Here is a 13,558-nt window from a genome sequence, read left to right as displayed (position 1 = left end):
CCTTTATTCGGTATTGGACAGTAATCAATCCTCCTGCCACCGTGGTGCTGACCCACCCGATCGGCTCGGCGAGGAGGCCCAGCGGCGATGCGGCCGGACAAGACCACGAGCATGCGCGAGGCGATCGCCTCGTTCGTGCGGGACGGCGACACCGTCGCGCTGGAGGGCTTCACGCACCTCATCCCGACCGCGGCGGGGCACGAGATCATCCGCCAGGGGCGCCGGAACCTCACGATCGTGCGGATGACCGCCGACATCGTCGTGGACCAGCTGCTCGCGGGCGGCTGCGTGACGAAGCTGGTGTCCTCGTTCGTCGGCAACTCCTCCGCGGGCTCGCTGGGGGAACTGCGCCGCCGCATCGAACACGCCGACCCGGAGCCGCTCGAGTTCGAGGAGTACAGCCACCACGGCATGATCTGCCGGTACCTCGCGGGCGCCCAGCGCCTGCCGTTCTTCCCGCTGCGCTCCTACGCCGGCAGCGACCTGCCGTCGGTCAACCCGGCCATCCGCACCGTGTCCTCGCCGTACTCGGACGAGCGGATCCACGTGGTGCCGCCGGTCAACCCCGACGTGACGATCGTGCACGCCCAGCGCGCCGACCGCGCCGGGAACACCCAGATCTGGGGCCTGACGGGCGTGCAGGCCGAGGCCGTGTTCGCCGCGGCGAAGGCGGTCGTCGTGGTCGAGGAGATCGTCGACGACGACGTGGTGCGCTCGGACCCGAACCGCACCGTGATCCCCGCGCACGCCGTCGACGCCGTGGTCGAGTGCCCGCGCGGGGCGCACCCGTCCTTCGCGCAGGGCTACTACGACCGGGACAACGCTTTCTACCGCGCGTGGTCGGGGATCAGCAGGGACCGGGAGCGGTTGCGGGAGTGGATGGCCGAGTGGGTCCACGGCACGGCGGACCACGCGGCGTATGTCGCCAAGCTCGGCGAGGAGTTCTGGGCCGGGCTGGCCGTCGGCGAGGCGATGAGCCTGCCGGTCAACTACGGGAGGCGCCTGTGATCACCCCGTCGGAACGGCTGTCGGTCGTCGCGTCCCGCGAACTGGCCGGCCGCCGCACGGTGTTCGCCGGGATCGGCCTGCCGACGCTCGCCGCGTCGCTGGCGCACCTGACGGTCGCCCCGGAGCTGGAGATCGTCTACGAGTCCGGGGTGTGCGGCGCGCACCCCTCGCACCTGCCGGAGACCATCGCCGACGCCGTGCTCATCACCGGCGCCGAGGCGGTCCTGTCCATGCCCGCGCTGTTCGGGTACGTGCTGCAGGGCGGGCACATCGACGTCGGCTTCCTCGGTGCCGCCCAGATCGACCGCTGGGGCAACCTGAACTCGTCGGTGATCGGCGACTGGCACTCCCCCAAGGTCCGCCTGCCCGGCTCCGGCGGCGCGATGGAGGTCATGGCCAACGCGCGCGAGGTGTTCGTCGTGATGCGCCGCCACGACCGCCGGTCCTTTGTGGACGAACTGGACTTCTGCACCTCCCCCGGGCCCGACCGGGCGCTGGCGGAGGGCATCCGCCCGCTGGGCGCCGGGGTCACGAAGGTCGTCACCGAGCTGGGCATCCTCGCCCGCGGTGGCGTCGGCGAACCGCTGCGGCTGGTCGCCGTGCAGCCCGGCGTGACGGTGGCGCAGGTCCGCGAGGCGACGGGCTGGGCACTCGAAGTCGCCGACGACGTCACCGAGATCGAACCGCCCACCGGCGCCGAGCTGCGGCTGTTGCGTGAGGATGTCGATCCGGACCGGGTCTACCTGCGCTGAGGGAAGGGGTGTCATGCGAATTCGGATCGTCGGCACGGGAGTGATGGGGCGCGGGATCGCGCAGTGGGCGGCCACCGCGGGCCACACCGTCGAACTCGCCGACGCGCGGCCGGAGTCCGTCGGTGAGGCGATCGAGTTCGTCCGCTCGATGCTCGACCGCGCCGTGGCCAAGGGGCGCGCGAGCGCCGAGGAGGCGGAAGCGGTCGCCGCGCGGCTGGTGCCGCTGGACTCCCCCGGCAAACCCGGCGACGACGTGGAGCTGGTGGTCGAGGCGATCCGCGAGGACCTCGACACCAAGGCCGCCCTGTTCGCCGAGCTGGAGCGCGTGCTGCCCGCGGGCACGGTGTTCGCGAGCAACACGTCCTCACTGCCGATCACGCAGATCGCCGCGACGCTGTCCGACCCGACCCGCCTGGCCGGGCTGCACTTCTTCAACCCCGTGCCGCTGATGAAGATCGTCGAGGTGATCCCCGGCGCGAAGACGCGGCCGGAGATCGTCGAGACCCTCACGTCGTTGGTGCGCGAGACGGGACACCGCGCGGTCGTCGTCGCCGACACGCCGGGGTTCCTGATCAACCACGCCGGCCGCGGCCTGGTCACCGAGGCGCTGGCCCTGCTGGAGGAGAACGTCGCCGAGCCCGCGGTGCTCGACCGCGTCGCGCGCGACGTGCTGGGCCTGAGGATGGGCCCGTTCGAGCTGATGGACCTGACCGGCCTCGACGTGACCTCGGCGGTGATCGAGTCCGTGTGGCGGGGTTTCCGGTACTCCGACCGGCTGCGCGCGTCCTACCTCACCCCCAACCGCGTCGCCGCCGGCCTGCACGGCCGCAAGACCGGGCGCGGCTGGTACGACTACAGCGCCGAGCAGCCCGCGGAACCGCCGATCACGGGTGACGCGGCCAGGCCCGTGTACGCGGCCGAGCCCGCGGTCCAGAACGCGCTGGCCGAAGCCGGGGCGCGGGTCGAGACGACGCTGACGGACGACGCGGTGGTGCTCGTCCCCACGTGGGGCACGACGGTCGCGGCCGCGATCGCCGAGCACCGGCTGCCCGCCGCCCGCACCTTCGGCGTCGATCCCCTGTCCCTGCCCGCCGCGCGCCGCGTGCTCGCCGTGACGCCCGCCTCCGATCCGGTCGCCGCTCGGGACGCGGCGGCGGTGTTGTCGTTGGGGGACAAGAGGGTCTCCACCGTGCGTGACACACCCGGGTCGGTGGCGCAGCGGCTGCTCGCGTCGATCGTGTCGGTCGCGTGCTCGATCGCGGAGCGCGGGATCGCCGCCCCCGCGGACATCGACCTCGGCGTCACGACCGGCCTCGGCTACCCGGCGGGACCGCTGGCGTGGGGCGACCAGGTGGGCGCCGAGCGGATGCTCGCCCTGCAGCGCGCGCTGCAGGAGACCACCGGCGACCCCCGCTACCGGCCGACCCGCTGGCTCACCGAACGGGCCCAGCTCGGGCTCCCGCTGACTGCCCCCGCCGCGACGCTGTAAGGAGATCTCCCATGCTGGCAAGGGATTTCGGGCTCACCGAGACCCAGCGCGACTTCCGCACGATGGCCGCCGAGTTCGTCGACGCCGAGATCGTGCCGAACGCGCGCGACTGGGACCGCGCCGAGGCGGTCGACCCCGGCGTCGTACGGCGCCTGGGCGAGCTGGGTTTCCTCGGGCTGATGCTGCCCGAGGCCTACGGCGGGGTCGACGCGGACATGCTGTCCTACACGCTCGTCACGGAGGAACTCGGCCGCGGCGATTCGGCGGTGCGCGGCATCGTGTCGGTGTCGCTGGGACTGGTGAGCAAGACGATCGCCGCGTACGGCACCGAGGAGCAGAAGCAGGAGTGGCTGCCGCGGCTGATCAGCGGTGAGGCGCTCGGCTGCTTCGGGCTCACCGAGCCGGGCACGGGTTCGGACGCCGGTTCGCTGAGCACGTCGGCGAAGCGCGACGGCTCCGACTGGATCCTCAACGGCAGCAAGATGTTCATCACAAACGGCACGTGGGCGAAGGTGGCGCTGACGTTCGCCCGCACCAGCGAGAAGGGCATCACCGCGTTCCTCGTGCCCGCCGGCTCCCCCGGGTTCACCGCTCGGGAGATCAAGGGCAAGCTCGGCCTGCGCGGCCAGGCGACGGCGGAGCTGACGTTCGACAACGTGCGCGTGCCCGACTCCGCCCGCCTCGGCGAGGTCGACCGGGGCCTGGGCATCGCGCTCGGTGCCCTCTCGCGCGGCCGCATCTCGGTCGCCGCGGGCTCCGTGGGGGTGGCGCAGGCCGCGCTGGACGCCGCCACGCGGTACGCGCGCGAGCGGGAGCAGTTCGGCAAGCCGATCGCGTCGTTCCAGCTGGTGCAGGAGCTGCTCGCCGACGCCGCGGTCGACGTGCAGAGCTCGCGGCTGCTGACGCACCACGTGGCGCGGATGGCGGACGCGGGGATCGCGCCGAAGGACTACGCGGTCGACGCGTCCGCCGCCAAGTACTCCGCGAGCGAGACCGCCGTGCGCGTCACGAACAACTGCCTCCAGGTCTTCGGGGGCTACGGGTTCATCGACGAGTACCCGGTGGGCAAGTACGTCCGTGACGCGCGGGTGCTCACGCTGTACGAGGGCACGAGCCAGGTGCAGAAGCTGATCATCGGCCGTGACCTGACAGGCGTGAACGCCCTGGCGTGAGTCAGAGCCGCTCGACGATGGTGGCGTTCGCGAGCCCGCCGGCCTCGCACATGACCTGCAGGCCGTAGCGGCCCTCGTGCTGTTCGAGCACGGACAGCAGGGTGGTCATGAGGCGGCCGCCGCTGGCGCCGAGCGGGTGCCCGATGGCGGTGGCGCCGCCGTGGACGTTGACCTTGGCGGGGTCGGCGCCGGTCTCGGCGAACCACGCCAGCACGACGCTCGCGAACGCCTCGTTGACCTCGAACGCGTCGATGTCCGAAAGGGACAGTCCGGCGCGGTCGAGCACCTTGGCGGTGGCGGGGATGATGCCGGTGAGCATGAACAGCGGGTCGTCCCCGACGACGGCGAAGCTGTGCAGGCGGGCGCGCGGCTTGAGGCCCAGCCGGGCCGCGGTCTCGCTGCTGGTGATCAGCACGGCGGACGCCCCGTCGTTGATGGGGGACGAGTTCCCGGCCGTGACCTTGAAGTCCAGCTGCGGGAAGCGTTCCCGCCAGATGTCGGCCTCGAAGGCGGGCTTGAGACCGGCGAGGACCTCCGTCGTCGTGCCCGGCCGGACGGACTCGTCCTGGGTGACCTGCACCAGCTCGCCGTCCTTGCCGGGAGCCTTGAGCGGCACGACGTCCCGGGCGAACCGCCCTTCCTGCCAGGCCCGCGCGGCCCGGTGGTGGCTTTCCGCGGCGAACTCGTCCAGCTGCTCCCGGGACAGCTGCCACCGGTCGGCGATGAGTTCCGCGCTGATCCCCTGCGGCACGAGCCCGTCGGGGTAGCGCGCCGCGACCTGGGGCCCGAGGAAGTCGCGGCCGGCGGCCTGGCTGCCGATGGGCACGTGGCTCATGGACTCGATCCCCGAGGCGATCACGATGTCGTAGGCGCCCGCGAGCACCCCCTGGGCGGCGAAGTGGATCGCCTGCTGGGAGGACCCGCACTGGCGGTCGACGGTCACGGCGGGCACGGATTCGGGCAGCCCCGCGGCGAGCGCCGCCCAGCGGGCCGTGTTGCCACTCTGCTCGCCGATCTGCCCGACGGCGCCGCTGATCACGTCGTCGATGCGCGCCGGGTCGATCCCCGTGCGCTCGACCAGGGCGCGGATGGCGTGCGCGTGCAGGTCGACCGGGTGCACGCCGGAGAGCGCCCCACCGGGCTTCCCCTTGCCGACCGGCGTCCGCACGGCGTCCACGATGACAGCGTCCCGCATGGGAGTCCTCCTACCGCTCGATGAAGTTAATCCCCGGTATACGCTGCTGAGTTGGATTTCGCAACTGTCCTCGGCTTGCTCCCCTTCCGGTTGCTCACCGTGACCGAGGGGGCCCTATATCGCAACCGTTCGTCGCGGTTGAAGGCACCCCCCGATTCCGGCGGGTTGAGGGATGGGCTAATCTTCTCTGCAGCAAGTCCGAGTGGCGGAATGGCAGACGCGCTAGCTTGAGGTGCTAGTGCCCTTAACGGGCGTGGGGGTTCAAGTCCCCCCTCGGACACCGGTACCAACCCTACGGGCGGGAAGGATGGAGACATCCACCGCCCGTTCTTCATGTTGGTAGACCATCTCCAGGTCGAGCTTCTCGTACGGCTGCTGTAGTTCATCGTTCGCTGTTGATTTCAGCAACGGCAGTGCGGAGGTCCGCAGTGAGGTAACCGCGCACCCGGCGAACCTCCCCGTCGTCCCCGGGCACGTACTGCCGCACCGGCCGACAGCCCAGCTCCCCCATCTGCCGCCCGAATGTGGTCGGTTCGACGTCCAGGGCCTCGACGAGCTCCGCTGTGGGCACGAACTCGCGTTCGTCCAGCTCGCCGCCGAGATAATGCAGCACCGACGCCAACGGCTCCGGCAGCTCGACGTCCGGCACCGAACCCGCGCCGAGCACCCCAAAGACCGACACCGCGTCGACCCCAGGGCTGCTGTCGTCCCCGGCTGCGTGACCCGAGAGCGTCCCGACCTGCTCCCGCAGCACGCGCCCGCGAGCGCAGATCTCCTGCCACTCCGGATTGGCCATGTAGTACGTCCGCACCACCAGCGCCAGCGCGTCCGCCCCGGTTTCCCCGTCAGGCCGCAGGATGCCGACGCCCTTGTGCGTCGGCAGGAGCGTCGACGCGTCGTACCCGCGGGTGTTCATCTGCTCGCCGAGCACGATGTTCGAGTCCCGCCAGTCCATCACCCGCAACGCGAACCGCGACCCGAGCACCGACCGCAGCCGCGAGGGGATCGTCTGGGAGTCCGGCCGTTGCGTCGCGAGGATGACCACGATCCCGGCCGCCGGCCCCTTCCGCGCGAGGTAGGCGAGCAGGTCCACAATGTACTCGCCGAGCGTCGTCTTCTTCCCGCCCACCAACACCTTCGCCGGGTGCTCCAGGAACACCTGAACCTCATCGATCACCACCGCTGTGATGGGCATGTTCAGCGACCGGTCCCGCGAGATCCCGGGCGTGATCTTCGATTCCGGACACACCTCGTCGTCCAAGGCAGACATACGGGCGTACCGGTCCTGCACCTCCGCGACCAGCTCCACGAGGTGATCGCGCACGGCCTCCACCTCGGCGAGCCCGTCCCCACAGACGAACCGGTGCGCCACACCTTCCGCGGCCTTCCAGTCCTTACCGCCCTTACCATCGAAGATGTAGAGCCGCGTGTACGGATCAAGAATCAGACCAGCGGCCGCGAGTCGGGCCGCCATCGTCTTCCCCTGCCGCGGGATCGCGCCCACCAACAACGACGTCCACACCAGCGGCAACTCGACCCGCCGCTGACGCGCGTCCCGGCCGAACGGGACGGGCCGCCACGCGTCCCATCGCTCGACGTCCAGCAACGGCGTCCGCTGCGGCGAACCTCCGTACGGGTCCTCGTCCGCAACCCACAAGAACACCCGGCCCGCGTGCCCGCCGACACCCCGCACCCGCTCAACGACCAACTGCACCTCGTCAACGGCCAGCGCGGACGCGAGCGCGTCACGGTGCTTGATCACGTCCGCGGCCTTGCGCGTCGCGGGAAGATCCACCGTGATCGCCCATCCCGCGCCGGTCCGCGTGGCCCGCTCCACCAGTCGCAGCGATTCGTCCTTGCCGAGCAGTTTCGCGTCGCGGAAGGCGTCAACCAGCAGTTGCACGTCCATCGTCCACGCCAACGCGCGAGGCCCGGCCAGCACAGCCTTGCGGCCCGGCGATCCGTCTCGCCTCCGTCCGGCGATTGCGAGCGCCACCGCGGCGAGGAGGCCCGCGGCCCACAGCACCACTGCGCCCCAGACGAGATCCGCGACCAGCACGACCACCGAGACGGCACCGGTCACAGCGGCGGTCACCTTCCAGCGGAACAGCGTCAGCGCCCGGATCTCCACGAACTTGTCGGCGAGCTTCTCCGACTGCACGGCCGCCTCCCGGTAGTCGTGCACCTGGACCCACCGCCGCCACACCCGAGTCATCACCACGAGACCCCGGCCGACTGCGCCGGCGAACCGGAAGGGCGACCGCACCAGCCACCCGGCTACCTCCCGCCAATCCCACCGTCGCAGCCGCGGAGCGGCATCGTCCACCAGCTCCGCCTCATACACAGGCTCGGCGCGCTCGATCTCCTGGCTCATGACCGCTCCCCAGCCTCGGCCCGCAGCGTGGCGGCGAGCTTCGACGACAGACCGCGCGAGCACCCCGTCACCTCGCGGACCCACGCCGGAGTGATCACGACCTCCGCTGTCAGGGCCGCGCGCGCCGCGTCGAGGTACTCGCCGAACGTCGTCCGGGGCACGGCCCGTTCCGGTTGCCGCGCTGCCGCGACGGCCGCGACGGCCGCGCCGAGCTTGTCCCGCAGGTCGGTCACGGCCTCGGTCGCCACGAAGACCACCAGCGGCGGCACCGAGTGCAGCACGACGAGCGCCGGTGACCGTTCACTGAACGCCTGCCAGGTGTTCATGACGTAGGTGGCGGCGAGCGTGAACCACTTCGCCCCGCGTACCCAACCGCCGGTCCGGACACCGTGCCGTGCGGTCACCTGCTCGGCCCGGAGGATCGCCAGCAGCACGAGCGACACCATCGGGTCGAGCAGCCATGCCCCGAACCAGGGCAGCGACCACGTCCGGGCGCCCGCCGCGGCGAACTGCTGGACGTTGGTCATCGTGAAGGCCAACCCGAGCAGGATTCCCGTCCAGCACAGCCGGTCCACCTGCCGCGCCACGCGTTCGACGTCGTTCACCGGCGACCACCTCGGCGGCGAGCCGGCATGTCGTAGGTGGTCACGGTCAGGGCCCGCGTCAGCGTGTAGGCGGCGAACAGCGCCGGCACTGCCAGGACGGCCAACAGCAGCCACCCCGGACCGGCCCGCAGCACGACCACCCACTGCGCGCCGACGATGAACCCCGCGGTGACCAGCACCCGCCCCGCCAGCGACACGACCTCGCGCGCTCGGCGAGCACCGGAACGCCGCATCGACAGCAACACGATGAGGACCCCGACCCCGATGAGGACGTGCGTAGGCGTCACTGGCCTCGCCTCCCCGCACGCTCCCCGCGCCGCAGCCAATGCGGATAGAGCGCGCGCCGGTCCTGCTCGCACATCGCGCCCCACACACCCACGGTCTCCTCACCCGCGGTTCGGAGCTCCAGCTCCAGGCATTCGTCCAGCACAGGGCAGCCAGCGCAGAGACGGGCAGCCAGCTCGCGGTCGTTCCGGGCCTCGGGCGGCTCGTCCGACCAAGCCCAGAAGCACAAGCCATCCCTTCGAACGACATCGTCGAGCACGTCCGTGGGCACCCACCGCAGCCGGTCCAGGTCCCACGCGAGACCAATCAGGCGGAGATCGTTCGTCACGCGATCTCCCTGTCCGGCTGCCCGAGCAGCCTGGTCACCGCCGACGCAGGAACCAGCGGCCGACCATTGCGCCAGGTCGAGCGCAAGGTCCCGCGACGGATCGCCCGGGAGATGTGGGATGACGGGACACCGAGAATCCACGCCGCGGTACGAACTGAGTAATAGGTGTTGGCAGACATGAGTGAAGCCCTTCGATAGTTGATTTCGTTGCTGATTTCGACATTCGATGAGCGCGCTCCACCGCGTCAGGGCGCGTCAGATCGCGCTAGGGAGCGGAGCCGCTAACCTCGTCGCCGAGGCGGAGCGCGGAGGAACGGATGGCGGAGGATTGGGCGGCGGTCGCGAAGGCCATCAACGCCCGGGTGAACGAGCTGGGCTGGCTCCAGCGGGAGCTGGCGCAGCGCTCGCACGTCTCGCAGGCCGTGGTCCGGGAGATCCAGCACCACGTCGTGGAGCGCCGGCGCAGTCCGCGCACGCTGGAGTCCCTGTCCGTCGCGCTCGGCTGGCACCCGCAGCACCTCGACGCTGTGCTGCACGGCCGTCGCCCGCCGAAGCCCGCAGATCCCGTGGTGGACCGCGGCGACACGGTCTGGTCGAGAGTGGACGGGCTTGAGCGCCGGCTGGACGAGATCACCGATCGGCTCGACGACCTGCAAGCGACCCTGTCGCAGGTGCTCGATCACGTCCGGCGGGAGCGGTAGGGCTGATTTCCTTTGCATGCCAGTAATTCCACTGCCAAACGGGCACCGGCCCCAGGCACGTCCAGTGCAGGTCGAATGCAGGACCAGTGCAGGTTGGGGGAACGGTGAATCCGGCGACCGGCTGGACCGGGCAGACGGCGTGCGCACTACAGGCCGCGCTACGGCTGAGCAACGAAGGGTTCGCCGAGCACCTCGGCATCGGCGTGCGGACCGTCGCGGCCTGGCATCAGAAGCCGGACCTGCGCCCGAAGTCCGAGATGCAGCAGCTTTTGGACACCGCGCTGGACCAGGCCCCGGCCGCCGTCAAGGACCGGTTCGCCGCACTCACCGGCGACGCCAACCCGGTTGACGACAGGGTGGTCTCCGACCCGAACATCACGGCCGCGCTGGAATGGCTCGACGAGCACGCGGGGTGGGAGCCCGGCGCAGCTCGGCGCAAAGTCTCGCGACGCCTGTCCGGACTCGACCTCCGTCAGCTACAGGACCGCGGGACGCGCCGGAGCCGGGTCAATCAGCGCGAGGTGGCCGACGCCCTTCAGCGCTACTACCCCGACCGCCCCGACGACTACGGCTGCTACTCCGCGCGGGTCGACGACACCGAGATCACGACGAGCATCCTCACGCACCCAGCCTGGCTCGACCTCGACAGCCCTCTTGGCGCCGAACAGCTCCGCCTGACCTCCAGCCTTCCCGACAGTCCAGCCGTCCTCGACGCCGAGGCCGCCGGGCACGCCGCACAGCGCCTCGCCGAGGGCCTGGAGCTGGGCACCAAGCTCGTGAACATGCCCCTGTACCGCCTGCTCGGCATCGATACCGCAGGCGGCATCAGCGGCGCGCTCGGCGTGAGCCACTTCGTGCACTACGCGCTGACGATGGACCTGCTCGAAGCCGAACTCGTCGACGCGCTGACCTCCGGCGGGGGTTCACTGCCGCTGCGGGACAGGCATCTCCCCAACATCGCCACCGTCCTCGACCTGTCCGCCCGGCTCTGCGCGGGCGGCACGCTGGCGTTGTGCGCGTTCGCCCGGCCCGCGGACCCGTTTCGTGGACCGGCGGACTACGTGCTGCTCGTTCAGGAACGCTCGGGGCATGTCGTGAACGCTGCCCGGCGCCTCGCGGTCATCCCGAAGGGCTTTCACCAACCGGTCACGGACTACCGCGCGGACGCGAAGATCGCCGCCACCCTGCGTCGCGAGATGGAAGAGGAGTTGTTCGGGCGCGACGACATCGACAACACGGTGGGACACCAGCGCGCCGCGGACCCGATGCACCCCAGCAGGATGTCCGAGCCGATGCGCTGGCTAACCGCCGAGCCTGGCCGGCTGCGTATGGAGTGCACGGCGTTCGGCCTGAACCTCGTGTCCGGCAACTACGAGTTCCCGGCCTTGATCGTGGTCGACGATGAGGAGTTCTGGACGCGCTACGGCGGCGTGATCGAGGCGAACTGGGAGTCGTCCACGTTGCGGCAGTATTCGACCCTCGACCGGGACCTCCTGACGGACCTGGCCGGGGATGTAGCGTGGAGCAACGAAGGACTGTTCGCGTTGCTCGAAGGCCTGCGGCGGCTCAACCAGATCGGCGGCGATCGGGTGAACCTGCCGACGATCGAATGGGAGACACGGTAGGTGGGCGCCAAATGGTACAGCGGCAACGCCAACGACGACGCGCCCGCCAACCGCGGCTGGCTGCTGGGCCACTTCATCCAGCCTGCCGACGACGTCCGCGCCACGAAGGACGTCGAGGTGAAGTGGGGCATCCACCCCGCCGGCGACAAGCGCGCCGGATGGACCTCCGACGACCAGCGCACGACGCTTCTGCTCATGGTGGAGGGCACGTTCCGCCTCGACCTCACCGAAGGCAGCGTGACCCTCAACCGGCAGGGTGACTACGTGATGTGGGGCCCCGGCATCGACCACTCGTGGGAAGCGCTCGCCGACTCCGTCGTGATCACGGTTCGGTGGCCGTCAGCGGCGTGACGTCCGGGAGCCGTACGCGCGCTCCCCCGATCTCGCTCAGCCGCCGAAACCCTTGCAGCAGCGCAAAAAGCCCTTCGTTGCTCCAGCGCTCGTCCGTGACCAGCTCGGCGTTCAGCTCGTAGTCCAGGCTTGAGTACACGGTCAGGCCGGAGGCTTCCCAGTTCGCCTCGATGTGCCCGCCGTACCGGGACCAGAACTCCTCGTCGTCGATCACGATGAGCCCCGCGAACTCGTAGTTCCCGCTGACCAGGTTCAACCCGAAGCCCGTGCACTCGATCCGCAGCCTGTCCGGCTCGTCGAGCAACCAGCGCATCGGCTTGGACAGCCGGCTGGGATGCATTGGCGCGGCCACCCGCTGGGCGCCGGTGCTGTCCACCTCGACGCGCCCGAATAGCTCCTCCTCCATCTCGCGGAGCAGGGTCGCGCGGATCGAGACGTCTCCGCTCGGGTCTCGCAGCGGCTGGTGGAACGCCTTGGGGATCACCGACAGTCGTCGTGCCATGTTGAGCACCTGGTCGGACCGCTGCTGGACGAGCAGCGCGTAGTCGGGACCCTGTTCACCGCTCGCCGGCCGCGCGATGGCGCACAGCGCGAGCGCTCCCCCGGCACAGAGCCGATTGGGCAGGTCGAAGACCGCTTCGACGTCGGGTAAGAGGCTCTCCCGCAGTGGAAGGTTGCCGCGCTCCCCCGCCGCGAGAGCGTCGAGCAGTTCGCCTTCCAGCAGGTCCGCGGTCAGCGCGTAGTCGACGAACGACGCCAAAGCGAGCGTCCCCGTGATCGTGCTCGGCTGAGGATCGACGTCGAGCAGCCGGTACAGCGGGGCGTCCGTCATCCGAACGCCCGGCTCCCGCGCATCTTCGAACCGCTCGCTGTCACTCGCCGACCCGGAAGCCAGCCGCAATCCCTCACCGCCGGGAACTAACGAGCACCCAAGGTCCGACCACCCGGACTCCCCCACGATGCTGGTCACCGGCTCCGACCCGGCACACCGGAACCGGTAGGTATCCACCCCGTAGTAGCGCCGAAGCGCCTCCGCGATGACCGACCGCCCGACGCGAGCCCTCCTCACCCGCTGGTCTCTGACTTCATGAGCCGCGGGCCGATCAGGCGGTGGCGCCAGCAGCTCGTCGATACCGACGCCGAAGATCCGCTCCAGCAGCCGCGCCGTCGCCGGACGCGGCTGCCCCACCGGCGCTCCGTTCTCCCCGTGCCCGGCCACCAGCCGCCGGAGGTGTCGGTGGCTCAAGGTCCCCGGCTCGCCATGCTCGCGCGCGAACACCTCCGCGAACTCGACGAACTCCTCCAGCGTCAACCGGCGCTCCCGGATCTTCTGCTCCAGCAGCGTCCTGTACCGCGTGCCCGATCGGAGCTGACCCGAGGCTGATCTACGCATGATTTCATCATGCCATCCGCCGCGGCTCCCGCTGGGCACTGCGGCCAGGTGTCCCGTCCCGGTGCGTCATCGTCCCGCCAAAAACCGGGTTTCCGAAGGCCCATCGGGACAGGTTGCCGGAACCCGTCCCAGTGCATCTGAGCAGCATCTCCGCAGCTCAACGCGCTATTCAACCCGTCCCGAACGCCGTCCCGTCGTGATCGCCCAGGGGACGGGCTCGACCAACCGCGGACCAGCGCGTCCAACCACGACAGACCGCTATGGCCGCGCTATGGCACGG

13 protein-coding genes and 1 tRNA gene are annotated in these 13,558 nt (G+C 70.5%); 8 read left to right on the top strand and 6 right to left on the bottom strand.

Features of this window, described 5'->3' with window-relative positions; genetic code table 11:
* Window positions 1-87: 87 nt before the first annotated feature.
* The 4 genes from ABFX51_RS29560 to ABFX51_RS29545 are packed head-to-tail and all read left to right on the top strand — an operon-like array spanning window position 88 to window position 4,421.
* Window positions 88-1,008 (top strand): CoA transferase subunit A, encoded by a 921-nt coding sequence (locus ABFX51_RS29560; protein WP_346055618.1) that lies wholly within the window; start codon window positions 88-90, stop codon window positions 1,006-1,008.
* Window positions 1,005-1,760 (top strand): CoA-transferase subunit beta, encoded by a 756-nt coding sequence (locus ABFX51_RS29555; protein WP_091504130.1) that lies wholly within the window; start codon window positions 1,005-1,007, stop codon window positions 1,758-1,760. Before ABFX51_RS29560 ends, ABFX51_RS29555 begins: the two co-directional genes overlap by 4 nt.
* Before the next feature lie 13 nt (window positions 1,761-1,773).
* Window positions 1,774-3,249, top strand: coding sequence for a 3-hydroxyacyl-CoA dehydrogenase (locus ABFX51_RS29550; protein ID WP_346055617.1), 1,476 nt, complete (start codon window positions 1,774-1,776; stop codon window positions 3,247-3,249).
* Between the two features lie 11 nt (window positions 3,250-3,260).
* Window positions 3,261-4,421, top strand: coding sequence for an acyl-CoA dehydrogenase family protein (locus tag ABFX51_RS29545; RefSeq protein WP_346055616.1), 1,161 nt, complete (start codon window positions 3,261-3,263; stop codon window positions 4,419-4,421).
* 1 nt (window position 4,422) lies between these two features.
* Here the strand turns inward: ABFX51_RS29545 and ABFX51_RS29540 are convergent, their stop codons facing one another.
* A complete protein-coding gene (locus tag ABFX51_RS29540; protein WP_346055615.1) occupies window positions 4,423-5,616 on the bottom strand; it encodes a thiolase family protein in 1,194 nt (397 codons plus the stop codon).
* 196 nt (window positions 5,617-5,812) lie between these two features.
* Between ABFX51_RS29540 and ABFX51_RS29535 the strand changes: the two genes are divergently transcribed.
* Window positions 5,813-5,896, top strand: a tRNA-Leu gene (locus ABFX51_RS29535).
* 102 nt (window positions 5,897-5,998) lie between these two features.
* Here the strand turns inward: ABFX51_RS29535 and ABFX51_RS29530 are convergent.
* The 4 genes from ABFX51_RS29530 to ABFX51_RS29515 are packed head-to-tail and all read right to left on the bottom strand — an operon-like array spanning window position 5,999 to window position 9,208.
* Window positions 5,999-7,990 carry an FtsK/SpoIIIE domain-containing protein gene (locus tag ABFX51_RS29530; RefSeq protein WP_346055614.1) on the bottom strand — a complete coding sequence of 664 codons (1,992 nt, stop codon included), beginning with the start codon at window positions 7,988-7,990 and terminating at the stop codon, window positions 5,999-6,001.
* Window positions 7,987-8,595 carry a hypothetical protein gene (locus ABFX51_RS29525; protein WP_245782859.1) on the bottom strand — a complete coding sequence of 203 codons (609 nt, stop codon included), beginning with the start codon at window positions 8,593-8,595 and terminating at the stop codon, window positions 7,987-7,989. Before ABFX51_RS29525 ends, ABFX51_RS29530 begins: the two co-directional genes overlap by 4 nt.
* On the bottom strand, window positions 8,592-8,828 hold the full coding sequence (locus ABFX51_RS29520; RefSeq protein ID WP_245782886.1) for a hypothetical protein: 237 nt from the start codon (window positions 8,826-8,828) through the stop codon (window positions 8,592-8,594). Before ABFX51_RS29520 ends, ABFX51_RS29525 begins: the two co-directional genes overlap by 4 nt.
* A 50-nt stretch (window positions 8,829-8,878) precedes the next feature.
* On the bottom strand, window positions 8,879-9,208 hold the full coding sequence (locus tag ABFX51_RS29515) for a WhiB family transcriptional regulator (RefSeq protein WP_091504136.1): 330 nt from the start codon (window positions 9,206-9,208) through the stop codon (window positions 8,879-8,881).
* A gap of 317 nt (window positions 9,209-9,525) precedes the next feature.
* On the opposite strand from ABFX51_RS29515, the gene ABFX51_RS29510 reads away from it, so the two are divergent.
* The 3 genes from ABFX51_RS29510 (at window position 9,526) to ABFX51_RS29500 (ending at window position 11,885) form a co-directional block, all read left to right on the top strand.
* On the top strand, window positions 9,526-9,909 hold the full coding sequence (locus tag ABFX51_RS29510) for a transcriptional regulator (protein ID WP_091504137.1): 384 nt from the start codon (window positions 9,526-9,528) through the stop codon (window positions 9,907-9,909).
* 257 nt (window positions 9,910-10,166) lie between these two features.
* Complete coding sequence (locus ABFX51_RS29505) at window positions 10,167-11,534, top strand: transcriptional regulator (RefSeq protein WP_428832511.1); 1,368 nt, start codon at window positions 10,167-10,169, stop codon at window positions 11,532-11,534.
* Window positions 11,535-11,885, top strand: a complete 351-nt coding sequence (locus ABFX51_RS29500; protein ID WP_091504139.1) for a signal peptidase I — start codon at window positions 11,535-11,537, stop codon at window positions 11,883-11,885.
* Here the strand turns inward: ABFX51_RS29500 and ABFX51_RS29495 are convergent.
* Entirely contained in the window at window positions 11,857-13,278 is a 1,422-nt protein-coding gene (locus ABFX51_RS29495) for a hypothetical protein (RefSeq protein WP_091504140.1), read from the bottom strand. The genes ABFX51_RS29500 and ABFX51_RS29495 overlap by 29 nt on opposite strands.
* Window positions 13,279-13,558: the final 280 nt, after the last annotated feature.

This window comes from Amycolatopsis dongchuanensis (assembly GCF_039542405.1).
GTDB lineage: Bacteria > Actinomycetota > Actinomycetes > Mycobacteriales > Pseudonocardiaceae > Amycolatopsis_E > Amycolatopsis_E sacchari.
The sequence above is the reverse complement of the archived record's forward strand: the minus strand, read 5'-3'. Positions and strand labels throughout refer to the sequence as shown.

Excerpts from the sequence above, each read along its gene's own strand:
- ABFX51_RS29545 (WP_346055616.1), top strand. The coding sequence starts at position 3,261 with ATGCTGGCAAGGGATTTCGGGCTCACCGAGACCCAGCGCGACTTCCGC.
- ABFX51_RS29560 (WP_346055618.1), top strand. The coding sequence starts at position 88 with ATGCGGCCGGACAAGACCACGAGCATGCGCGAGGCGATCGCCTCGTTC.
- ABFX51_RS29540 (WP_346055615.1), bottom strand. The coding sequence starts at position 5,616 with ATGCGGGACGCTGTCATCGTGGACGCCGTGCGGACGCCGGTCGGCAAG.
- ABFX51_RS29550 (WP_346055617.1), top strand. The coding sequence starts at position 1,774 with ATGCGAATTCGGATCGTCGGCACGGGAGTGATGGGGCGCGGGATCGCG.
- ABFX51_RS29505 (WP_428832511.1), top strand. The coding sequence starts at position 10,167 with ATGCAGCAGCTTTTGGACACCGCGCTGGACCAGGCCCCGGCCGCCGTC.
- ABFX51_RS29510 (WP_091504137.1), top strand. The coding sequence starts at position 9,526 with ATGGCGGAGGATTGGGCGGCGGTCGCGAAGGCCATCAACGCCCGGGTG.
- ABFX51_RS29520 (WP_245782886.1), bottom strand. The coding sequence starts at position 8,828 with ATGCGGCGTTCCGGTGCTCGCCGAGCGCGCGAGGTCGTGTCGCTGGCG.
- ABFX51_RS29495 (WP_091504140.1), bottom strand. The coding sequence starts at position 13,278 with ATGCGTAGATCAGCCTCGGGTCAGCTCCGATCGGGCACGCGGTACAGG.
- ABFX51_RS29530 (WP_346055614.1), bottom strand. The coding sequence starts at position 7,990 with ATGAGCCAGGAGATCGAGCGCGCCGAGCCTGTGTATGAGGCGGAGCTG.